The sequence below is a fragment of the Candidatus Micrarchaeia archaeon genome (assembly GCA_041653315.1).
Classification (GTDB): domain Archaea; phylum Micrarchaeota; class Micrarchaeia; order Anstonellales; family JAHKLY01; genus JAHKLY01.
Genome location: JBAZFO010000022.1, coordinates 1 through 21,261, shown reverse-complemented (window position 1 = coordinate 21,261; position 21,261 = coordinate 1). Strand labels below are relative to the sequence as shown.

The 21,261-nt window shown below is 53.3% G+C and carries 27 protein-coding genes; 25 read left to right on the top strand and 2 right to left on the bottom strand.

Translation table 11 applies throughout. From position 1 onward, the window contains the following. Positions 1–43: 43 nt before the first annotated feature. From WC356_05120 to WC356_05080, 9 genes are all read left to right on the top strand, one after another. Complete coding sequence (locus WC356_05120; protein MFA5382527.1) at positions 44–262, top strand: hypothetical protein; 219 nt, start codon at positions 44–46, stop codon at positions 260–262. Beyond that, positions 259–4,920 carry a right-handed parallel beta-helix repeat-containing protein gene (locus tag WC356_05115; protein ID MFA5382526.1) on the top strand — a complete coding sequence of 1,554 codons (4,662 nt, stop codon included), beginning with the start codon at positions 259–261 and terminating at the stop codon, positions 4,918–4,920. The genes WC356_05120 and WC356_05115 overlap by 4 nt, the downstream gene beginning before the upstream one ends. Next, a complete protein-coding gene (locus WC356_05110; protein ID MFA5382525.1) occupies positions 4,920–5,747 on the top strand; it encodes a hypothetical protein in 828 nt (275 codons plus the stop codon). Before WC356_05115 ends, WC356_05110 begins: the two co-directional genes overlap by 1 nt. Beyond that, a complete protein-coding gene (locus tag WC356_05105; protein ID MFA5382524.1) occupies positions 5,744–6,337 on the top strand; it encodes a hypothetical protein in 594 nt (197 codons plus the stop codon). The genes WC356_05110 and WC356_05105 overlap by 4 nt, the downstream gene beginning before the upstream one ends. Beyond that, entirely contained in the window at positions 6,331–8,280 is a 1,950-nt protein-coding gene (locus tag WC356_05100; protein MFA5382523.1) for a hypothetical protein, read from the top strand. The genes WC356_05105 and WC356_05100 overlap by 7 nt, the downstream gene beginning before the upstream one ends. Beyond that, positions 8,277–9,206, top strand: coding sequence for a hypothetical protein (locus WC356_05095; protein ID MFA5382522.1), 930 nt, complete (start codon positions 8,277–8,279; stop codon positions 9,204–9,206). Before WC356_05100 ends, WC356_05095 begins: the two co-directional genes overlap by 4 nt. Positions 9,207–9,218: 12 nt before the next feature. Next, the gene (locus WC356_05090; protein MFA5382521.1) at positions 9,219–9,632 is read left to right on the top strand and encodes an NlpC/P60 family protein; all 414 of its coding nucleotides are present in this window, start codon (positions 9,219–9,221) and stop codon (positions 9,630–9,632) included. A gap of 46 nt (positions 9,633–9,678) precedes the next feature. After that, positions 9,679–9,990: a hypothetical protein gene (locus WC356_05085; GenBank protein MFA5382520.1), complete on the top strand. Its 312-nt coding sequence runs from the start codon at positions 9,679–9,681 to the stop codon at positions 9,988–9,990. A gap of 220 nt (positions 9,991–10,210) precedes the next feature. Beyond that, positions 10,211–10,726, top strand: coding sequence for a hypothetical protein (locus tag WC356_05080; protein MFA5382519.1), 516 nt, complete (start codon positions 10,211–10,213; stop codon positions 10,724–10,726). A 169-nt stretch (positions 10,727–10,895) separates the two neighbouring features. Here the strand turns inward: WC356_05080 and WC356_05075 are convergent, their stop codons facing one another. Further along, on the bottom strand, positions 10,896–11,162 hold the full coding sequence (locus WC356_05075; GenBank protein ID MFA5382518.1) for a hypothetical protein: 267 nt from the start codon (positions 11,160–11,162) through the stop codon (positions 10,896–10,898). Then, a complete protein-coding gene (locus tag WC356_05070) occupies positions 11,159–11,839 on the bottom strand; it encodes a hypothetical protein (GenBank protein MFA5382517.1) in 681 nt (226 codons plus the stop codon). The genes WC356_05075 and WC356_05070 overlap by 4 nt, the downstream gene beginning before the upstream one ends. A 266-nt stretch (positions 11,840–12,105) precedes the next feature. Here WC356_05070 and WC356_05065 point away from each other — a divergent pair, with 266 nt between their 5' ends. The 16 genes from WC356_05065 to WC356_04990 all read left to right on the top strand — a co-directional run. Then, positions 12,106–12,330: a hypothetical protein gene (locus WC356_05065; protein MFA5382516.1), complete on the top strand. Its 225-nt coding sequence runs from the start codon at positions 12,106–12,108 to the stop codon at positions 12,328–12,330. A gap of 85 nt (positions 12,331–12,415) precedes the next feature. Further along, positions 12,416–12,643 carry a hypothetical protein gene (locus WC356_05060; protein ID MFA5382515.1) on the top strand — a complete coding sequence of 76 codons (228 nt, stop codon included), beginning with the start codon at positions 12,416–12,418 and terminating at the stop codon, positions 12,641–12,643. Further along, positions 12,643–13,647, top strand: coding sequence for a YqaJ viral recombinase family protein (locus WC356_05055; protein MFA5382514.1), 1,005 nt, complete (start codon positions 12,643–12,645; stop codon positions 13,645–13,647). The genes WC356_05060 and WC356_05055 overlap by 1 nt, the downstream gene beginning before the upstream one ends. 3 nt (positions 13,648–13,650) lie before the next feature. Then, on the top strand, positions 13,651–14,754 hold the full coding sequence (locus WC356_05050; GenBank protein ID MFA5382513.1) for a recombinase RecT: 1,104 nt from the start codon (positions 13,651–13,653) through the stop codon (positions 14,752–14,754). A gap of 210 nt (positions 14,755–14,964) precedes the next feature. Next, positions 14,965–15,171 carry a hypothetical protein gene (locus tag WC356_05045; protein MFA5382512.1) on the top strand — a complete coding sequence of 69 codons (207 nt, stop codon included), beginning with the start codon at positions 14,965–14,967 and terminating at the stop codon, positions 15,169–15,171. Positions 15,172–15,308: 137 nt separating this feature from the next. After that, positions 15,309–15,458, top strand: a complete 150-nt coding sequence (locus tag WC356_05040) for a hypothetical protein (protein ID MFA5382511.1) — start codon at positions 15,309–15,311, stop codon at positions 15,456–15,458. A gap of 8 nt (positions 15,459–15,466) precedes the next feature. After that, a complete protein-coding gene (locus WC356_05035) occupies positions 15,467–16,822 on the top strand; it encodes a replicative DNA helicase (protein MFA5382510.1) in 1,356 nt (451 codons plus the stop codon). A gap of 9 nt (positions 16,823–16,831) precedes the next feature. Then, complete coding sequence (locus WC356_05030) at positions 16,832–17,401, top strand: hypothetical protein (protein MFA5382509.1); 570 nt, start codon at positions 16,832–16,834, stop codon at positions 17,399–17,401. 8 nt (positions 17,402–17,409) lie between these two features. After that, positions 17,410–17,586, top strand: a complete 177-nt coding sequence (locus tag WC356_05025; protein MFA5382508.1) for a hypothetical protein — start codon at positions 17,410–17,412, stop codon at positions 17,584–17,586. Next, on the top strand, positions 17,583–17,924 hold the full coding sequence (locus WC356_05020; protein MFA5382507.1) for a hypothetical protein: 342 nt from the start codon (positions 17,583–17,585) through the stop codon (positions 17,922–17,924). The genes WC356_05025 and WC356_05020 overlap by 4 nt, the downstream gene beginning before the upstream one ends. A 13-nt stretch (positions 17,925–17,937) precedes the next feature. After that, positions 17,938–18,600 (top strand): hypothetical protein, encoded by a 663-nt coding sequence (locus WC356_05015; protein MFA5382506.1) that lies wholly within the window; start codon positions 17,938–17,940, stop codon positions 18,598–18,600. A gap of 3 nt (positions 18,601–18,603) precedes the next feature. Then, complete coding sequence (locus WC356_05010; protein MFA5382505.1) at positions 18,604–18,942, top strand: hypothetical protein; 339 nt, start codon at positions 18,604–18,606, stop codon at positions 18,940–18,942. Between the two features lie 232 nt (positions 18,943–19,174). Continuing rightward, positions 19,175–19,381, top strand: coding sequence for a hypothetical protein (locus tag WC356_05005; protein ID MFA5382504.1), 207 nt, complete (start codon positions 19,175–19,177; stop codon positions 19,379–19,381). A gap of 174 nt (positions 19,382–19,555) precedes the next feature. Continuing rightward, a complete protein-coding gene (locus WC356_05000) occupies positions 19,556–20,002 on the top strand; it encodes a hypothetical protein (protein MFA5382503.1) in 447 nt (148 codons plus the stop codon). Beyond that, complete coding sequence (locus WC356_04995; protein MFA5382502.1) at positions 19,975–20,706, top strand: DUF5131 family protein; 732 nt, start codon at positions 19,975–19,977, stop codon at positions 20,704–20,706. Before WC356_05000 ends, WC356_04995 begins: the two co-directional genes overlap by 28 nt. A 189-nt stretch (positions 20,707–20,895) precedes the next feature. Continuing rightward, positions 20,896–21,261 (top strand): hypothetical protein (locus tag WC356_04990; GenBank protein ID MFA5382501.1); only part of this gene is annotated, 366 nt, incomplete at its 3' end.

Here is a 21,261-nt window from a genome sequence, read left to right as displayed (position 1 = left end):
ATAGACAACCAGGCTGGAGGGCCGCAACATGGGGAGCAAGCGGATGACGGTATCGAACGAACTGCAAATGAACGGTATCCGGGTGAAGCTCGCGTGGGTCAAATGGGTTATTGAGATAGCCATTCTGGTCGGGGGATTGATGTGGGGCTTTCAATCACTCCGGGCGGATGTGAAAATACTGGATGGCCGGATGCAGGGGGTTGAGCGCAAGGTTGAGCGGATGGAAGTGCGAATCGACCAACACATGCAGAGGACGCCATGAGCAAAAAGCGACCGATGACTAAGGATGAGAAGTTCATTATCCCGGTGATGTTTCTGATTATCGTACTGATCTTCTTTGGTTTTTGGTGGGCGTTCCATAGTTCCGCCAACGCCGGTAATCCCCCCGTGTCCGAGGTCAAGCGGTACTGGGCCTACGCCGGGGAGTACGTCATCGACGGCACAGGCGCAACCGATATGACGACGCAGATGCGGACGCTGTTTTCGGCGGCAAGGAATATCCAACTCCAACCGGGCAAGACCTACAAGATCACAGACAGTCTGGTCATCCCCGAATCGACGACGGTATGGTTGAATGGGGCGAATATCCTTGTGTCTCTGTCGTCGGCTAAGTACGGAATTGTCGTTCGCAAGAGCGGGGTGAAAATCTACGGGCCGGGCGGTATTGTGACCAGCGGGTCGATGACTCGCCCGAATGGAACCTATGGATGTGCGGTCATGGTCGGGTACTGGCCGATGACCAACCCGGTCGTTCCGGTTGACGGCTTCGAGATGAAGGATGTCACTCTGCGGACTGCTTTTGAGGACGCCTATGCGCTCGGTCTATTTGGACTGGTCAGAAACCCGAAGATCAGCCAGGTCAAACTCGTTTCGGCCTCCGACGCCTGCGCGGGCTTGATCGCCGCTGAATGGGCCTATGGGTACGACAGCACGAAAACCTATCATCCGCAGGATGTTATTCTTGAACAATGGAAATGCCCCGATAAGGTTGACGATTCGGACGTGGCCAACGTGGTCTATTTCTCCGGGGTGGACGGGTTCAGGATAAGCGACGGGATTATCGAACATACTGGGAATAACGGCGTTTCCATCGTGGCCGGGGAGTTGGGATTCTCTTTGGCTGACACTCTCTACCATCGAAAGGCCGATACTCTGTTTTCGTCTGCCGGGCTGATCGAAAATGTTCAGATACGCTCAGCGCACAACGACGGGTTTAACATCGAAGGGAAATCAGGAACAACGACAAACCGATACTATCCCCGCCTGACCTTCATCGGGTGTACGGTCGATACCTCGAATAACTCTGGTATCCATGCTGGTTTCCGGGTGAATAATGCCTACGGGGTGAAGTTCATAAACTGCCGGGCCAGCAAACACCAGTTTGGGGCTTACGTGACCGGGACTTCCCGGAATATCGGCTTTGACGGGTGCCTGTTTTTCAAAAACCGTTCATCGGGAATCTACATCGGCAACGATACTGCGCTCTACGGAACCACCATCGTCAACTCCGTCTTTGAAAATAATGGGACAGCCGATTACTCGGCGGGTGTCAGAATCGGCAAGGCTTTCAGTACGTTCGTTGGGCCGGGAAATACCTTTGGTTTGTCGGCAGACGAATCGCAGACCTACGGTGTTGACAAAGATTCGGCGACGGGTGATCTCTACCTACATGGGAATATCGTTCGGGGATATAAGTCGGGTGGAGCCGGGTTCTTAATCGACACGAATACTTATGCTTATGGCAATGAGGTCGCGGCCGGGCTGACCAAGTATTCCGGCGCCGGGCGGGGGCTGGACATGGGCCAGTACCGCGCCCCCTGGCCAAAGGGTGCGGCCAACTACGTTTTCAAGATGGACCCGGCGGGCGACACGGCGGGGTGGTTTCAGGACGCGACGGCGGCGGCGGTGTCCGGCGATGATATTTACTACATCGACTCTGCCGGGGCACAGCAAAATCTTGGTTCTCCCGGAACGATTGTCGGAAGCGATCACGTCTCGATAACGTCAGAAGCGACGGACACCATGCGGATACGCGCCTACGGATTCCTGCCGACCACTCCGGCGGCTGGCGATTCGGTCAAGGCCGCGATCAATATGAGTGGTCACGCCATTCACAATATCGACACGATCTATGGTTTGGGCGGAAGTCTTTGGATAGACGGCAATTTGACGTTCAAGGGAACGTCGAAGCACATAACGAGTTGTGATTTTATTGGTGTCGATACCATCCTCTTGAAATCAGAATACTTTAATGATCTGACAGGATACGGCCTTATCAACCGGGCGGCGGCTATATCGGTCGGAGTCTTGGAGGTCGATTCCTCCGTCATTGCCGCGAAATCATATCTGGCGACCGCATACTCACCAATTGTCCACGACCACGACAACCTGACGGCGGACACGAACCGATTCTATAATGCCGACTCAACCCATGAGGCGCAATTTTATTACGACACCATTCCCGATACCGGCGCGGTTGACCGGGGCTGGACGCTCGATCTCGGCGACGGCATGACGACCATAGACTCTTTGTTGTCCTGGGTTTACCAATGGGGCCGGAAAGGTTCGACCATTCGTATTGATTCGACTCTGGCCGACAGTATGGTCTTTGGCAAAGGGCGGTTTGGGAAGCGGGACTCGACGCTGGTGATGACCAATACTTATACGGTCTACAACAACGTGACCGGCAAGGCTCTCAAATTATGTGCAAGTACGAACGTCACTATTGCTGTTCAAGACTCCGGGTCGTACTACAAGGTTCTGTTTTCAGCGACCGGCGGGGCCGGAAGCGGTCTGACCTACACGCTGGAAAAGGACAGCGGCGACTGGTCCGTCTTTGAACCGATTTCGCCGAACACGGGTATCAAGTTATCCGGCAGTTTGCAGATCGGCGACTCCGGGATCACGTACATAACTGACCCGATATTCGGTCATGGCCCATCTTATTACGGTTGGCCGACGGTAAAGCCGACTTCGGCTGGCATGGTTCCCACTTGGGCGGCTACGGGCGACAGTTTCTACTTTGCCACCCCGGCCGGAACGGGAACGGTGACGGATGCGATTTTGGGGGACAGTCTTAATAGCTATCCCGATACAGCGGCAGTCGTAGATACTGCCCTCGGCCTCCTGACGGATGCCAATATCCCCAATTCGATCACGATCACCAGTGCGTCCGACGTTGACACTCTCGGCACGAAGATCAACGCCGCGCTCAATACCCGATTCAGCAAAAACGGAAAGATCGGGGCGGCTTTATATCGGGCGGATACGACCGTTGCTGATAGCGCCATAACATTTACTAATGCCCAACTTGCCAAGTTTGCAGATGACACGGCCGCATTCAAGGATTCTATTGCGGCATGGGACAATGGGCATTTCGCCACTCAAGCAAACATTGAGGACAGCCTCGATAATTACTACGATGCCACGACGGTCAATGCCGCCATAGAAGATTCCCTTGATAATTACTATACGTCGGGAACGGTGAACGCGGCGATTGAAGACAGCTTGGATAACTATTTACTTGCGATATATCAATGGGGCTGGTCTGACAGTTCGACATTCGGCCCGGATTCCGTATCCTATGCCGCATATAGCGATAGTGCCGGGGCGATAGATACGACAGGGGCCGGGTTCACGACCTACGTTTCCAATCATGCCGGAGGTGGCTCCGGGGCCTCAGCCGATTCTTTGGCGCACATTCTTGGGATGTCCGGCGATACGGTCAAGGCGGCGGCGACCCATGAAATCATCATCGGCCCGCACGGTTTGACGCAGGTTCTTGATTCGATTTTGCTCCCAAATCTCAAGGCTTGGATGGGGGTCGTCTCGGTTGCCGAATCTCTTTTGGCGACGCATGGATATGTTCTCGCGGCCCTGACCGACGCGAATATCCCGAACACGATCACGATTGACCACGCCACCCTATCGGATAGTTGCGGCGGCGGGGCGGCAAGGGCAGAGTTGGCGGATGCCGTAGCCAATGCCGACTATGGCGATGTAACGGTTTCGGCGGGGGCGTGGGCGGTTGAAGATGGAAGCCATGCTCATGCCGATCAGTATTTTGCTTTGGCAGACTTTGATAATACGACGATAGACACGACGGCGGCGGGATTGCTTGAAGTAAAAACCGGGGTCTATCAACCCGCTGATGCGACTTTGACCGACATCGCCGACGGGACGATTACGGAGAACCTCGTCAATACTGCGAATCCGTGGGATGTGAATGAGGGCGGTACGGGGGCGAATACCCTGACCGACGGCGGGATATTGCTTGGTTCTGGCACCGGGGCGATAACAGCGTTAGGTGCGGCCACCAATGGACAGATACCGATTGGCGATGGGACGACCGATCCTGTTTTAGCGACCATTACGGGGACGACAGCAGAGGTCACGGTGACAAATGGTGCGGGGACAATTACGTTGAGCATACCCGCGACGGTAGTGGCCATTCCGATGATGACCGTTTTGGGTCGGGGTGTGATTGCCGACTCGATTACGATGGTAGCTCATCAGCAATATGCCGGGATGACTTGTCTATTTGTGGATTCGACTAATCAGGGGTCGGATGTGGATTCGGTTTGGTTGGTTGGTCATCTGCCGTGCCCCATGACCTCAATCGACTCCATCGCCTTTGTCTATAACGGCGATACAGGCGGAGCTATTGACAGTTTGTTCATGCGATGCTCTGATATCTCGAACGGTTTATTGATTGCAGATTCGGCGAAAGCGATGGACAGTATTAACGTGAACCTTGCCGCCACTACTAAGACTCGGTATGTCTGGAATTTCACCGACATTACGGCGGCGGGGCTATTGGTTGCCGGTACGGAGTATAAGATCAAATTCAGGAACACTTTGGCGGCGGATAATGACTGGATTCGCGTTTATTCCTGCATCCTTTACGGAACGAGGTGGTAATGCGACGGCTTATATTCATCCTCATAGTGGTATTGGTGACAAACGTATGGGCCGCCGAAGATTCAATCCGCTTCGGCGGGACAGGTTCATTTCCGTATGACAGCCAGGCCATACGAACGGCGTACCTCAACAGCAATTCCATATTTGACGATTCCACGTATGGCAAATGTTCCGAAGCGTCAGCGTTAATATCGGGAATGGCGAATGGCCCGACATATTACAATCTTCTTGCCAAATTCACTTTTTTCAACGATTCATTCGCGGTTCATGCTGGTGCTATAATAGATAGCGGGTTTTTCCGTGTAATTATGATTCAGGTGAATTATGTTACCGATTCCGTAGTGTTTGCGCTTGTCGGCATTCAACAATACGATTGGTTGTCAGAGGATTTGTGTGGAACAACCCCGGCGGCGGGTGGGGCGACGTGGAACAATTCCACGACGGATGTTCCGTGGGCGACGGCCGGTGCTATCGGGGCGGATGATACTCTTGGCCATTTCCCGGCCAACAACATCACGATCAAGAGTGATGCCGGTTTATTTGTTCCCCTGTCATTCAAGGTTGATACCTCGATTTTGAATTTTATGAAAACTTGGGGGGACTATGCCGGTGGCCTCGGCATCTACCGTACTACCGGGTCGGGAACGAACCAATATGTCTATTTTTGCAGCGAACACTACACGGCGGCATATCGGCCGTATCTGGTCGTTTACTACCATCTCCCGGCGGCGGCGAATGTGCCACCGAATGCGCTGACCAGCATCATCGGCGCGGGCAGGTCATCGGGAAACGCTGACGGCATGATTATCAAAGGAACAAAACCATGAAGAAGATTTTGATATTTCTGGCCTGCCTGATGATGGTGGGAGTGTCCGGTGCGACGGACTATTCCTTTGGCGGCGACACGACGGGAACGGATCAAATTCAAATGTCCGATTCAGCCTATCTTGTCGATACGGCGACCACTCCGGCGTATTCGGGCGACCTTGATTCTGCCGTTATTTGGTTACATTCCAACTGGAATAGTCATAGTGTCGCCATTATCATCTATAATGCCGACAGTACAATCCTGGACAGTACCGCCCATTTCTCAGTTGAGGCCGCTTCGGTGACACGGTATGCGGCGTCTTTGGTCAATAAGGCGGCAGTCGGTGCGAGTACCCGATATTTCATCGGGTTACATCTAGCCAAAGAGGGTGGAACCAATGGTGATGGGGCAATGCGGACAATACGACTGGTATCCAGCACGGTCAAACAATGGTTTAAAACCGCCCAACCTGTAATTCCGGCCACAGTGACCGCTCCATCAGAAGATGCTAATGGTGATTTGCTGGCACTCCGGTTGTTCTACCATGATGCGGAGGCCCCAGGGGGACATAAAATAGGCGCGGCAAAACTGGGGGCGGGCAAGTGGTAAAGCGGCTATTGCCCATACTCATCTGCCTGTTATTAGCAGAAGCGGGCCAGGCGGGGTTCGACCGGACACCGTTAAAGATATTCGCCTTTGGAAACATCTATACTTTGCCGCTCTATAATGGCAAATGGAATAGTCTCTGGATGGCGCAACATTACGATTGCATCATCAATATCGGCGACTCAAAACAGAGCATGGATACCATTTATCTTACCGCCAAAGACAGCGGTAAGACCATGTGGATAGGGCCGTACCAGTCGAGTCAGGAAATTCCTGTTATTGCGGTTTTGCCCTACACGTCACCCTACGCTGCGCGACTGCTGGACACAGCCAGAAACCATTACTATATCTACGCGAAATGGTACATGGACAGTATCGGCGTGTCGGACGAAAGCCTTGTTGTCCATATTTCCGATACTCATATTTCGATTACACAACAAACAGGGGGAAACCGCGATTTCAGTTTGGTGGGGTTGAATTATTCCGAAACGAGGTTCTCCTATCAGAATTGGTATAACACCGACGCCGATACGTTCACCTACCCGAACGGCTGTCTATGGCTTGCCAATGGCAAGAACACGAACACCCGAAAAGCATACGCTTATTCCTACAAACGGACATTTATTGAAGATTCAGCCAAAGCCACGATAGGCGGCACGCCCTCTGGGACGTGGCACTATAACGCCTTCTATATGGACAACCAATACCGGGATGCCGGACGGTTGGGGTCGTATTACACGATTGTTTCTACGGCGGGTGGGTTGACAACACAGATGGACTGGATAGAACAGACGGCGATCCAAACCGATTCGCAAATGTACTACTACGACAATTCGACCCTCAAGATAGATTCGAGTATTCGCCAAGTTCTTGATTCGGTATGCACGGCGAAGTCCTGGCCGCCGATTTACGGGTTTGCTAATATCGTCAAAAACAACCCTGCCCATCTAGGGGCGGTCGTAAGTAGTGGCGCGGTGAACGCCGTCAGTCTTGAAAATCCGATTGATTATGCTAAAGGTGCAATCACATGGCGTAACTGGTTGGCGATGGCCGACACGATGAGGGCACATCCGGAAGTACAAATTGCCTGGGCGATCCCCTATGATATACTTTGCGATACTTCTGCAACTAATTGGCGATACGATTCGAGTCGGATAGCATACTACCATTTTGCCTTTTACCTGTCGGTTATGGACACGAATTCATGGTTTGGGGCAATTCGATGGAATGATACGACGAAATGGCGGGACATATTCGAGATCGACCCACAAAAGGCCGGACCGAAGGCAACCATCATTGATTCTGTCGGTACTGGTGGCGGGGCGTATGCCCTCAAACAATACATCATTCGCCGCTACTTTACTTTGGGCGCAAGTGATACGACGTGGGTATTTTATCGAACGCCCAATGCCAGTACGGACAATTTCACCACAGATTTTGTCACGGTACCGTTGGGCCGTAATCTGTACTATATAAACGTTAACGGGGATACGGCGGCAAGTTACTCATCATCAATATCTCTACGTCCCTACGAGGCGTGGATTGGAACGAATAACGGAGAAGGTGGCCCATCTAGTCCCACTATCCAGTTATCTTCCTCGTCGTTTTCCTTTTCTGGTATTGTCGGTGGTTCTAACCCGGCGAATCAGACAATTGGGGTAAATAACATCGGTGGCGGAACGATGCCGTGGACGCTAGTTGTGGATGGGGCATGGCTAACGGCCCTGCCAGCATCCGGAACGGCGCCCTCGACAGTCACCCTGTCGATCAGTACGACCGGCTTGACGGCCGGGACCTACATCGGCCATGTCGTTATCTATGCGACGGGGGCCACAAATACTCCGCAGGCGGCAACCGTGACCCTGACCATGACCAACCCGGTGACACCAACAACCAAGCCGTCGAATCTCAAGAACGTCCACGTCAAAGGAGGACACCTAAAATGAAGCGTTTGATTTTAGTCTTGATGGTGGCCTGCCTTTTGGCCGCGCCGTCGATGGGCAGTTACCGATACGTCTTTGGGAACGTGACAGCCGACTCTGTTGTCCTGATTCATTCCTTTGCCGGTCTGGACGATACGGTGGGGGTTTGGACAAGCACCAACTCCGTCGATACGACTATCACCGGGGGGATCGTCGATTTCTCCGGCACCCACGTCTGGATTCAGCGGATTCTCTACACAACGGGCGGGAACTGGGTAGCTGGGACGGAAATCGTCTCTGTCGCTAGCGGTATTGATGATAATGGGACGGTGAGCCTGTCCTACTATGCGGCCGACACCGGGAACGGAACTCATATCCAGGGGACAGCAATCAGCCTGATAAACCCCGGCGGCGTTACTGTTGGGACAGCATCGACTAACTCATCCGGCTACATTTCAGCTACGGTGCAAGAAGGTGATATTTATACTCTTCAGGCTTACGGGCCGATTGACTACATTTGGCCGATTACCGACACGGTGATGATCCCGACGGGCGTGACGGCGTACACGGATTCAATGCAGGGACATAAAATAGGAGCCCCGGCGATCACGACAGACACGTTTATGACAACCGTTACCGGATATGTCCTTCGGATTGCTGGCACGGGGGTGAAGGGGGTCAAGGTCAGATTCTCATTGTCGGAAGACCGGATATTCAGGGATGCCGATAGCAATTTGGTCATTCCGATCAAGTATGAAGCGGAAACCGACACTACCGGGTTGTGGTGGGTAAATGTCCCAGCCTCGGACAAGTTGTTTATTACCGATCCGGCCAAAGACACCCTGTGGTACTCGGTGCAGTTCTCTTATGGCGGATGGACGGGGCAGATATTCAAGAAGATATTCGTGCCGGACACGACTTCCGTTTCGTTCCAAAAGGTCAAATTCTAAGAGGGGTGAGACATGGACAGGCTGATTGAGATTGCGGAGAAGATCGCGTGGGCGTTGTACGGGACACCCTACATCTGGGGCGGCAAGACGGTCAATGGGGGACTGGACTGTTCCGGGTTTGTCCAGCACATTCTATCGGCAGTGGGCCGGATGCCGTCGAGTCCGGCGGAGAATACCGATGCCCTGTATGCCCGGTTCAAGAAGGCGCTGACCCCATCTGCGGGCTGTCTGGTGTTCTACGGCAAGCCGTCGGACGTTTCCCACGTCATGTTCTACATCGGGGATGGCCTGTGTATCGGGGCCTGCAACGGGGGTTCGGACACGACCAGTTTCGAGATTGCGGCGGTGAAGAACGCCTGTGTGCGGGTGAAGCCGATTGGATACCGGAAGGATTTGGTCGGGTTTGTTGACCCGTTTTTGGATTGACAGGGAATTTTAACCGGCCGATATTGGCGGCCGATGGAGGTTTGATATGGACGATCTTTCATTTCTGGGGCGAATCCTGAATCTGGATTGGGCCACGATAACGGGTCTGGTGACGGTGATTGTCATGCTGACCGCGTTTGTCAAGGACACGTTCAAGGTATCGGGGAAATGGATTTACGCGGTCAACGGGGGATTGGCAATCATTCTGAATATCCTGACATATGCTCCGCAGGTGAAACCGATTATCGCCGGTTCTCTGGCCTGCTTCCTGCTTGCGGCAGGCGGATGGGCGGGAGTGAAACAAATTGCACATAAGGTCGGGACACCCCCGACTCAACCGAATGGAGGTTCAAAGTGAACGACGAAACGGTCCCAACGAATGACCCGTGGATTCATCGTTCGGAAGGTATGCGTTGCAAAACGTGTATGTGGGCGGTGATGAAACCAACGCCGCCGGGGATGAAAGTGGTTGGTCGTTGCCGTCGTCATGCCCCGACCATGAGTGGGTATCCGGCTGTTTTCGAGGATGACTGGTGCGGCGACCACAAGGTTGACGAAACAAAGATTGGAGGTTCAAAGTGAAACGATTGTTTTTGCTGTCATTTCTGGTGATCTTTCTGGTCAGTACCACTTGGGCGGCTGACCTGTACCCGATCTTCGGCGGCGGGGTCAAAGTGGGTAATGCCGGGAAGCCGGTCTTTGCGGCCTTTGGCGGGGCGAATATCCCATTGGCAACCAACGAGTCCAAGGACTACGAGTTCTTTACCCGCGAGGTCATTTTCTACGACAACCAGTTCGGGTCCGAAAGTCAATCCGGCCAAGGTATGACCAGCTTTTTAATGATGAGGAAGGCGATCAATGCGCCGGCGGTCGGCCAGAAGGTGCCATTTACCGAGATCGAGATTAACGCGGGCATGGGCCTGAAATACATGATCGACGAGGGGAAGGACGTGAAGGTCGCCGTGACCAAGTTTGAGGTCGGGGCGACGGCCTACAAGACGATACGACTTTTGGTGGGGTGCGACTATACGCCGATGGCAGTCAATGACATATGGTACGTGTACGCAGGGATAGATTTCTCTCCCCGGCTATGAGGGGACTGCTGTTGCTCGTTTCATAACCTCCTTGCCAGTGGCTCCGGCGCTCCCTCGCCGGGGCCTTTTTTATTTGACATTGGTTTGAGGATTGGCGATCTTGGGGGTGCAGGTTTCATCCTACGTCCTTGTTTGAGGTAGGTCGGGGCATCCCACCCCGGCCTTTTTATTATCCTCCGATTGACCCGATGACCGGCTTTTGAGCGGGTGCGAAGATGGCAAGTATTGGCCTCCCGCCAAGGTAAAGGGTGATTTGAAATTGGCGACCTGCCTGCCTGACGTTTGCTACGTATTCCTCAACAATCTCATCTTCTGATATGGCGTCAATCATATAGGCATTGACCGTTTCGCCGTAACTCCCATCCGCATCGTTGAACGCCGCACAGAGAGACCCAACGGTCTTTGGCGGGTTCTCGTTCACAAATCTTTTACTCATTTCATCATCTCCTTGAACAGTTCGTCCGGTTTCGACCAAAACAGACCCTTGTACTGCCCGTTGGAACTCCATTGATCCGGCAGATTGACCCCGGAGTTATTGAAGTTCTGCCTGATGATTTCCCGGCGCTTGGCATCGGCCATGATCGGGTCGAAGGGCAGGAGGCGCCAGTCAGTTATCCCCAGTCCATTTTCTGTCTTTGTGGCCTGATAGTACGGCATCGTGCAGGGTCTTATGCCGTGTCCCCCGTACTCAATAGAAACGTAAGGTCGATGTCCTTCAGAATACCTGAAGTGGTCTAACTGATGATGGCATACGGTAATAACCTCGTATCCCTCTTTCGGCTTGCAGTGAGGCAGATAGTACGGCACCCGGCAGAGCACCCCTTCCAGGTCATGCCGGTGGACTTCGCCGGGCACGATATTACCGGGGAAGTTCGCCCAATCGACGTTGTGGTAGAAAGCGTAACCAATGTAGTAATAGTCGGTTCCGTCTGTCCGGCACCAGTAGTAAGCGACCGGCCCCTTGGTTATCTGGTCGAGGGCCAGAAAGTTCGGGTTCCCTTCGAGGTTGATTTCCGCCGGCCAGTCCCAGTACGACCGGAACCCCTGCCAAGCAATCGGCTGGTGGGTTTCGGCAAGGGAATAGGCCCGTGCCCGCGTGATCTTCTTCAGCATTGGATAATCTCCTTGTTTGAGTTCTGCCGGGAAGATGGCAGAGTTCAAATATCGGGGCAAGGGAAAAAACTATGGCTCTGGCAGGCCCGTGGCTTGACGATCAGGGGCAGGGTAGGATACGGAGCCGTCAAACCGGGGAAATCGACTGTAAGGGCTGGCAGGGGCCTATAAATGAATAGCGAACGGCGTGCCCATTACCTAAAGTTTATTTTGCATAAAAATAAAATAATCCTTGCATTTTAGTTATGCCCTGCGTAGATTAAGGCATGGAGACAAAAAAGAATATGTTCAGGGTTGGCCGGCACGTAGTCGGCACGAGAGGCAAGAAAAACAAGGAGAGTTTCGCCATTGGGTTGCCGAAAGTCTGGACAGACGATCAGAAGATCAAGAAGGGAGATAGGGTAAACGCCTTTGAATCGCCAGACTTTCCGAATTGCCTGATTTTGGCATTGGCAACCGAAGACGAAGATGAGTCAAGAAATAGCCAGTAGCGCGACTGCTGGCGAACGGTTCCGGCCGTCAGTCTCACGGCTTGGGCGATGGCCGGAATCAAAAATTAAAGACGGAGGCAATGCCATGACTATCAGAGAAAAAGACACTCGGATCAAGACCTACGACGAGACCCTTCCGATAGGGGATGACGAAATTCTCGTCCACGTCAAGATCACGTTCCCGGAGGGTGGCGGTCCGGCTATGGAGTCGGCCATAATCAAGGTCAAACAGCACATGAGAAAGGCTGTGACGGGGTTGGCTCATCTGGACCAAGCTGAAATGCCGCTTGGAAAGAGTGGCGGAGGCAAGTAATGACGCAGGATGAAAAGTTTCAGGAAGAACGGAAGGCCGGACTTGGCGGAACCGACATCGCCGCCATCTGCGGCAAAAGCCGGTTCAAGTCAGCTTTACAGGTCTGGCGGGAAAAGGTCGGTCTGGTCACGACCGAAGAAACAGAGGCAATGTACTGGGGCACCAAGTTGGAGCCGGTCGTCAGAGATCGGTATATCGACCTGCTCAAAGATCGGTACGGCGCCGACGCCAATGTCCAGCCGACGGTCTTTTTCCAACACCCCAAGCACGACTTCCTGATCGCCCATCTGGACGGCCTGCTGGTTCACCGGCAGAACGGCAACCCAATGATTCCTTTTGGAGTCTTGGAGATCAAGACGGCCAGCGAATACGCCCGGACGGAGTTCGGGGATGAATGGACGGATAACATCCCGACGGAGTACCTGTTCCAAGTCCAGCACTACCTGAACGTGACCGGCCTGCCGATGGCCCATGTCGCTGTCCTGATCGGCGGCAACAAGTTCCGGGTCTATGAGGTACAGGCCAACAAGGAATTGATCGAGGCGATCACGGAGATGGGGATTCGGTTCTGGACGGAACACGTTGTCCCGCAGGTTCCCCCCGACCCGGACGGTTCGGATTCGGCGACAAAGATGCTGGCCGAAATGTACCCGGAAGATACTGGGGCGACCGTTGAGGCCACCGGAGAGGTCAAGGACTGGGTATTCGAGTACGACCGGCAGAGAAAGATCATCAAGCTCGGCGAAGAAAAACAGCAGGAGGCCCGGAACCACATCGTCTCTTTCATGGGCGACGCTTCGGTTCTGGCGGGTCCGTGGAAGAACGTGAGCTTCAAGAAGTCGAAGGACGGTATTACTATCGACTTTAAGGGCGCGGTCGAAGAAATCATGGCAAACCAAAGTATTGACCCCGTTTTCAGGGCGATTCTTGAAGACCATTTGGGGTCTCATACCACCATCAAAGTCGGGAGCCGTCGGTTCCTGGCGAAACTGGACGAGGAATAGATCATGGCCGAAGAAAAAACCAATGTGCCGGCGGTACGCAAAGACGTTTCCTACGGGTCGATGCAACCGGCTGAGAAAATGTCCTACTTGGAACGGAGATTCCGCGCCCTCATCCCCCGGTTTGAGACGATGTTGGGCGACCCGGTTAAGGCGAAGATGCTCATGTATGTCGCCCTGAACGCTTTCAGGAAAGAACCGAAACTCCTGAAATGTAGCGAAGAATCAATCATCATGTCGATCAACCACTGCTCCGACCTTGGCCTGTTCCCGAACACGCCGGACAACCATGCCTATCTGATTCCCTACGGGACGGAATGTAAGGTGATGCCCGACTACAAAGGGTATATCGCTCTGGCGTATCAGATTCCCAAGGTAGTCAAGATTTGGGCCGAACTGGTCTATAAGGGCGACAAATTCCACCACGAACTCGGCGCCAATCCCAAGCTCGTCCATATCCCAAACTACGAAATCGACCGGACGCTGGACATCCTGACCGGAGCCTATGCCGTTATCAAGTACAGCGACGGCGAAGTCCAGTGGATATACATGACCCGGAAGGAACTGGACAAGGTTCGGGCGGTATCTCAGGCGAAAAACGGCGATGCGTGGAAGAACTGGCCGGAGGAAATGTATCGGAAGGCCCCCGTCCGGCGCCTGATGAAATTCTCTCGGTCGTCCCCTCGGATGATGAAGGCGGTGGCATTGGATAATGCCGCAATGGTAGGCGAACCCCAAAATATGCCGATGGTTACGGAGGGGGCAAAGGAAACGGAGTTTGAGGTTGTCCAAGACGATGCGGAACCGCCGCAGAGCAAGTCCGACAAGTTGGCCGATGAACTGAAGGTCAAGAACGGCAATGGCGGGAAGAAACCGGAGCCGGAGAAGAAAGCCCCCGACGCCGAGGCTCTACGGAAGGAATTGACCGACCTACTGGAGTCCAATGCCGACGTTCTCGGCGCGGACATTGTGGCTCATTACCCGGTCGGGCGAATCAAACTCTGGAAGGCCGATGCCTTGCAGGACGCGATCAACGAGGTCAACAAGCAACTGGTGGCCGTGGGACAGCCGGAGGATGACGGCGACCCCGGCCCGGAACTGCCGCTGTGATAACCGACCAAGCGAGAGGCAGGAGCCAGACCGCCACGGACGGCGGATCGCTTGGATAAATGAACCGAAACCGAAAGGAGTAATTCATGAATGAGTAGGTATATTCCCAGAGGAAGACCGTAATGGGATAGCCTTTGAACTTACCAAACGTCAGGCCCGGATGCTTGCCCGTCGGCTGATGCAATGCTTGGAGTACAAATAGGAGGCACTATGGAAACGGCAGTTATTCTCTCTCTCTTGGGGTTGGTTATCGCATTCATGTTCTATTCAGCCCATCTTGAGAATGAAGTCAAAAAACTGAAAGGCCATTCGACCATCACGATTGATACTCAAACTCCGGCTTGTGGCCTTGTCGTGGCCTCGTGGAAAGATAAAAACATAACCTATCAGGTGGTGCGATATGTGGAACGAGTTTGACGGTCCGTTCGAGGAACGGAGAGAGATCAATGCGGGACTGTTTGAGTAAAACTTCATTTCCCTCCTTTCCTATCATGGTGCCCGCAAACAGGGGTCGGGGAGCAACACCCCGGCCTCTGGAAAAACGAGAGGATGATATGACTGTTGGAGATTTGAAAAGATACTTGGAGGACATTTCTGACAATGCGGAAATCCAGATTGAGGATAACCACGACTACCTCGCCGTCAATGAGTGTTACTATGATGCGACTCTTGGGTCATATATTCTGACGACCGGCCGGTATTGAGGTAGGCAATGTCTGAACGTGTACCACCGCATAGTCAGGACGCGGAGCAAGCCCTTCTGGGTGCCATGCTCCTCGATGGCGACCGCCTGACTCTGGCAAAGGTGTTCGCTATTATCACCTTGAGCGGGATGTTCTATTCGGCGGCCCATCGCCGGATATTCGAGGTCATCCAGACCCTCTACGATTCAAAGGAGCCGGTGGAACTGGTATCCGTCTGCGAAGAACTGGAACGGCGGGACATCTTGCCGGACTGCGGGGGACGGACCTATATTGCTGGTCTTGTTACCGGGATGGCGACATCTGCCAACGTGGAATACCATGCCGAAATGATTCTGGAAAAGTACCGCCTTCGCAGAATCATAGAGATTGCCAGCGACATAGTTAATCAGGGGTATCGGCAGGAAAAGACACCGACGGAACTGGCGGACGAGGCTTCCGCTTTGTTGACGGCCTCCTCATTCACCAAGGAGCGGCAGCCCGTCCGCCTTATTTCCAGTTATCTACCCGATCTGATTACCCGGATAGACGAGGTTCAGTCCAAGACCCGGAAACCGGGGATAATGGCCGGATTCGCCAAACTCGATGAAATGACAGTCGGGTTTCAACCTGGGGAACTGACCATCATCGCCGGCCGACCGAAGAACGGCAAAACGGCCCTGTTGAACTGCATCGCCACGAATATCGCCAAACGGCGGGAACATAAAATCCTGATGTTCAGCGCGGAAATGGCAGGGGGACAGTTTGCCCTTCGGTCCATGTGTGCCGAGGCCGGGTTGAACTCTGTCGATCTACGGCATGGACGTGTGGCCGACAAGGACTGGGAGGCAATCGCCCGGACATCCGCCGAAATGGACGGGTGGGCCTACTACATCGACGACCGGGATTCCATCGACATTAACGCCCTTTGCGCAGAGGCTTCCCGCGCCCGGTCTCAGGGTCTCTGCGACATCGTGTTCATCGACTATTTGCAGTTGTTGACCTCAACCCAGAAGTATTTCTCCGAACGGCTGATGGTGGGTGCTATCACGTTGTCCCTTGTGCGGCTGGCAAAGGAATTGAAAATCCCGGTGGTCGCGGCCTCGCAGTTGAGTCGAGAGACGGAAAAGAGGAGAGAACCACGGCCCAAATTGTCCGACTTGGCAGAGAGCGGACATATTGAACGCCATGCCGACAACGTGTTTGGGATATTCAGGCCGGAACTGTATGCGAATAAGAAGGATAAGGACATCGGGCGATTCACCGGGGCGGCGGAATTGATTGTCTTGGCGCAGCGCAACGGTCCGGTGGGAACGGTAGACCTGTACTTCGAGGACAAATACACGCGCTTCCAAGAGTTACAGACGACATTAACCGAAGCATTTTAGGAGGCAAGGATGGACACGAAATGGCTGGTCATCGGGGTTGATCCCGGAAAATACGGAGCGATTGTCGGCGTCGGAAAGAATGGCGTGATTTTCGCCGACCCGGTGCCGCTGATCGGTATTCAGGCCGACAAGACCAAGTACGATTATCACAAGGTCAGGGCCTTGATCGACCCGGCTGTTTGGACTGCCAACGGGTATGTCCTGACTGGCATCTATATCGAAGTCCCGCCGTCTATCGTGATGGCGCCGGAACTGAAGGGCGGCAAGCCGGTGTTCGACCCGATCACCCACAAGATGAAATTCAGGATGATCCCGGCCAAGGGAGTGACCCGTGAGCTGGCCTATGCCATCATGGGCATGGCAATCGCGTGGCGGATTCCCTACGACCTCTACACCCCGAAGATTTGGCAGGATGAGGTTCTGGGCGGGTACAACAAAGGGAACAAATCCATCGCCATCGAATACGTCCAACGGAAGTACCCGTTATTCGAGTTGACGGGGAATAAGGCAGTCAAGACCGGGAAGGCCGACGCGATCTGTGTGGCCGACTGCGGGTTGTCAAAGAACGCACCATTTTAGGAGGAGTCATGGTTGATATAAACGTCAATACCCTCTTGCGGGACAAGCAGGTGATGGAGGAGTACATCGAATACGTGGAGGGCCGGATATATCAAATTCACGAATGGGGCAAGGACATCGCCATGAAGGGGGCCGATATTGTTTTCCTGACCTTCGACGAATGGAAAAAGGAGCATGGCCTATGACCAAGCGCCTGACACCGGAACAGGAAGAAGGCCGGACGCCCGCCAAACGGCTCCGACTCTGGATCAATATGTACCCGGATGAAATCGAACGGCTTCGGGAAGCTCTCGGATATGAAAAGGCGGAATGGCCGTGGATTCTCTACGGCAGGGTCAAGAGCCTGTCGGAATGGCTGGAACGGTACGAGGGTTCCCCTCGCGCCAACAAGAAGGACTGGTATCGGTTCCTGAAAAACAATATTCCCAAGAAAGGGCAGGGCAATGGCAAATTCACCGGCAAACAACGAACAAACCCAACCCCGTCAACATTCTCCGGCCCTTCCGGTGAGCGGGAAATGTAGGCTCTGGGCGGAAATGTTTGAGGCAGACAAAAAGAAAGCGGCCGAGGAAGTCGCCCGGCGCATTGGCATCGGCCCCAAAGAGATTCCCTATTGGTACGACGCTTTCCACCCGGAGGTCGAGAGGGCCATCAAGGAGTCAATCAAACTGGAGACCGCTTTCCCGCCGTCGTTCATTCTGGCGGGTCCGGTGGGAACGGGCAAGTCGGGTCTATTATCGGCCGGATTCAAGGACTGGGTGATGCAGATATTCGAGTCCGCAGACGGGACGGCCGGCTCCATGATCTCCGGGGTGGCGAGGTACTGCATCTTCCTGACCTACGACGAGTTGCTGGACGTTATCATGGCCGAGGTCAACGATAATGATGTCAACGGGATTATGACGGTCGGGGAACTGTCGAAGGTGCCGTTTGTCATCATCGACGACCTGTTCAAGAGAGGGACAACCCCGTGGCAGATGTCGCGGTTGGAAGACCTGATCGAGTACCGTTACGACCACGGGCTTTCTACTTGGTTCTCGACCAATCTGGATGCAAAGGACTTGAAGCCGATGCCGGGATTCCAACGCAGTTATTCCCGACTGGCCGATCATACATGGTGCCGGTTCTTCCAGTTGAACGGGGCCGACCGGAGAAAAATGAAAATGTCATCCGGCCAACCACCGGCCGGGAAGGAGTGAGGGATGGAAACGAACTGTGTTAAAAATGCTGTTATACGTGAGACGTTTTTGGGAATCGAAGATCATGGGATAATGGTTTTCAGCCTTCAAATGGATTACGGCGGAAGTCGTCAAGGGTACGGGAATTTCGGTCTTGATACCTTGCCATGCAAGATGATTCGGCGCGTTCTTGAAACGATAGGGGTCGATTCATGGGAGGAATTGGTTGGCCGACCTTGCCGAGTCAAGATTGACGACAAGGGTTGGGCACGTATCGTCGGCCACTTCATCGAGGACAAGTGGTTCAACATTCAGACGGAGGCCGAAGAATTAACCCCAACCGGGGCGAAAGGAGAGGCGTGATGACGGTTAGGGAAATCATTGAGGCGTACTTGAAAGAGCATGGGTACGATGGATTGTGTGATGATGAATGTGGGTGCAGCATAGATGATTTGATGGAATGTTGCAGTGGCTTTTGTGAACCGGGTTACAAGGTGCCATGTGACCCCAAGACCTGCCCGGCCGATGGCGACTGTGAATATCATATCAGCACCGATAAGCTCCCCACACCATCCGGGGCGAAAGGAGAGGCGGAATGACAATGGTGGATTGGGTATGTTGTCCGTCCTGCGGTTCAAACAGGGCACAGCATAATGGCGGCGAAGAGTGGAAGGGTGATAAGAGGATTATTCCCTATCAGTGCCTTACTTGTGGCAAACAATGGAATGAAACTTGGCAAAGAAAGATAGTTCTCGAATATACCGGAGTCGAATATCCCCCCACCCCGGACGGCGCACAATGAAGCCGGGGTGTGTTGACACGAAACCGTTCTGCTGGGAACGCGATAAGCGAACGCACGGTGTCTATAAAGGCAAAACATTTTATTGGCATCCCAAGGCGAATGTGTTCGCTCAACAATGGTGTGATAATTGGCAGTATTGCCCTTGGTGCGGCAAGAAGGCCGTGGAGGTGAAAGATGGGAAATGATGGTGGAAAGTATTGGGACAAGGCGTGGTTGGAGCGACGGTATGTATCTGAAAAGAAGACCCTTGCTGAAATAGGCCGTGAAGTCGGAGTCTCGGCGGCAACCATTATGAGGGCGTTGGATGCGGTCGGTATTCCTCGTCGAGGGCCAAAAGACAAGAATATGAAACAGGGGCCATCGAACGGTAACTGGAAAGGGTCTGCCGCCCTATATTCAGCCTGCCATAAACGAGTATACAAGATACTTGGTAGGGCCGATCATTGTGAGAAATGCGGCAGAAAGGATAATGGCACAAAATATAATTGGGCTAACCTCACCGGGAAACTTGACGACCCAGACGATTATATGCAAATGTGTCGCTCATGCCATATGAGGTATGATGCAAACAGAAGAAAGGCGGCAAGATTGTCATGCAACGAACACCGATTGATTACCTGACGCACACTTGGAACCCGATTGCCATGCGGTGTACGCCTGTTTCTGAAGGGTGTGCAAATTGTTGGCATATCAGGATGGCGGATCGGCACATGAACAATACGACGTTTAGTAATAATGTGCGCAAAGCATATTCGGACGACCATGACGCTAAACCCCTTCTCCGTGAACTCGAATTGTCGGCTCCATCCCGATTACGTAAACCTGCCGTCATCGGCGTGCAATTCATGGGCGACCTCTTCCATAAGGACGTGCCGGATGAGTTTATTAACGATGTCTTGCGGACGATGATTTTCGCTCCCCAGCATACCTTTCTTGTTCTAACCAAGCGGCCGAAGCGAATGGCTGACTTGATTTATGACTTTCTGTGTGACGATGATTTAACTATGGAAAACAATATCTGGTGGGGCATCTCCGCCGAGAATCAGGAAACCCTTGATGAACGCGGGAAACATCTTATTCGTATTCCGGGGAATCTGTTTCTATCGCTTGAGCCTTGTCTTGGGCCAATTATTGTACCGCCCATGATCTTCGAGTCGGTTGATTGGTGTGTCATCGGAGCCGAAACGGGGCCGAAGAAAAGAGAATGCAAACCGGAATGGATCAATATGGTTGTCGAACAATTTCGGCTTGCCGACAAGCCTATCTGGGTCAAGTCCGCCCCTCCGGGTGCCGAGGTCGTGAGAGAGAAACCGATAGGAGGATGATATGGCAAAGCAAGAGCCAATTTTGGTGCATGGGGAATTGACTGATAGATTCTATATAGTCACAAGGTACAAAACTCTTCCGAATGGCGGGATTGTCGCTCAACGAAAATACGATGTGACAGAGAATGTTCTTGGTTTGCGGAAGACAATCAATCGGATATGGAGAAATAGACGAAAGGACGGCCCGAAATGACCTTAGACGAAATCGCAAAAAGAGCGGCGGAACGATGGTACGGCCAATCTGGTATTATACATCCCGACCGGCTATCGACGTTGGCTCTTATTCTCAAGCCCTTCCTCGCCGAAGCGTATGAGGCGGGGCTTAAAAAAGGTGGGGAGATAATGACTACCCTATGTGATTCTTGTAAAGATAAAGACCGTCCCGTCGCGCCCAAACGGTACTGGTTTGAGGGGCAATGGTGGGAGGAAGAAGTGGCCGTTCCTCGGCCGCCCATAGAGGGGGAGGTATATTTGTTTTGTGATGTGGCTAAGCGAGCGGATCACAACTTTGTTAGCTTTTACCCCATCATCCTCCGTCCCGTCGCGCCGGTGGAG

Coding starts and splice junctions, on each gene's coding strand:
- WC356_05120 (MFA5382527.1), top strand. CDS start 44: ATGACGGTATCGAACGAACTGCAAATGAACGGTATCCGGGTGAAGCTC.
- WC356_05115 (MFA5382526.1), top strand. CDS start 259: ATGAGCAAAAAGCGACCGATGACTAAGGATGAGAAGTTCATTATCCCG.
- WC356_05110 (MFA5382525.1), top strand. CDS start 4,920: ATGCGACGGCTTATATTCATCCTCATAGTGGTATTGGTGACAAACGTA.
- WC356_05105 (MFA5382524.1), top strand. CDS start 5,744: ATGAAGAAGATTTTGATATTTCTGGCCTGCCTGATGATGGTGGGAGTG.
- WC356_05095 (MFA5382522.1), top strand. CDS start 8,277: ATGAAGCGTTTGATTTTAGTCTTGATGGTGGCCTGCCTTTTGGCCGCG.
- WC356_05090 (MFA5382521.1), top strand. CDS start 9,219: ATGGACAGGCTGATTGAGATTGCGGAGAAGATCGCGTGGGCGTTGTAC.
- WC356_05085 (MFA5382520.1), top strand. CDS start 9,679: ATGGACGATCTTTCATTTCTGGGGCGAATCCTGAATCTGGATTGGGCC.
- WC356_05075 (MFA5382518.1), bottom strand. CDS start 11,162: ATGAGTAAAAGATTTGTGAACGAGAACCCGCCAAAGACCGTTGGGTCT.
- WC356_05070 (MFA5382517.1), bottom strand. CDS start 11,839: ATGCTGAAGAAGATCACGCGGGCACGGGCCTATTCCCTTGCCGAAACC.
- WC356_05065 (MFA5382516.1), top strand. CDS start 12,106: ATGGAGACAAAAAAGAATATGTTCAGGGTTGGCCGGCACGTAGTCGGC.
- WC356_05060 (MFA5382515.1), top strand. CDS start 12,416: ATGACTATCAGAGAAAAAGACACTCGGATCAAGACCTACGACGAGACC.
- WC356_05055 (MFA5382514.1), top strand. CDS start 12,643: ATGACGCAGGATGAAAAGTTTCAGGAAGAACGGAAGGCCGGACTTGGC.
- WC356_05050 (MFA5382513.1), top strand. CDS start 13,651: ATGGCCGAAGAAAAAACCAATGTGCCGGCGGTACGCAAAGACGTTTCC.
- WC356_05045 (MFA5382512.1), top strand. CDS start 14,965: ATGGAAACGGCAGTTATTCTCTCTCTCTTGGGGTTGGTTATCGCATTC.
- WC356_05040 (MFA5382511.1), top strand. CDS start 15,309: ATGACTGTTGGAGATTTGAAAAGATACTTGGAGGACATTTCTGACAAT.
- WC356_05035 (MFA5382510.1), top strand. CDS start 15,467: ATGTCTGAACGTGTACCACCGCATAGTCAGGACGCGGAGCAAGCCCTT.
- WC356_05030 (MFA5382509.1), top strand. CDS start 16,832: ATGGACACGAAATGGCTGGTCATCGGGGTTGATCCCGGAAAATACGGA.
- WC356_05025 (MFA5382508.1), top strand. CDS start 17,410: ATGGTTGATATAAACGTCAATACCCTCTTGCGGGACAAGCAGGTGATG.
- WC356_05020 (MFA5382507.1), top strand. CDS start 17,583: ATGACCAAGCGCCTGACACCGGAACAGGAAGAAGGCCGGACGCCCGCC.
- WC356_05015 (MFA5382506.1), top strand. CDS start 17,938: ATGTTTGAGGCAGACAAAAAGAAAGCGGCCGAGGAAGTCGCCCGGCGC.
- WC356_05010 (MFA5382505.1), top strand. CDS start 18,604: ATGGAAACGAACTGTGTTAAAAATGCTGTTATACGTGAGACGTTTTTG.
- WC356_05005 (MFA5382504.1), top strand. CDS start 19,175: ATGACAATGGTGGATTGGGTATGTTGTCCGTCCTGCGGTTCAAACAGG.
- WC356_05000 (MFA5382503.1), top strand. CDS start 19,556: ATGGGAAATGATGGTGGAAAGTATTGGGACAAGGCGTGGTTGGAGCGA.
- WC356_04995 (MFA5382502.1), top strand. CDS start 19,975: ATGCAACGAACACCGATTGATTACCTGACGCACACTTGGAACCCGATT.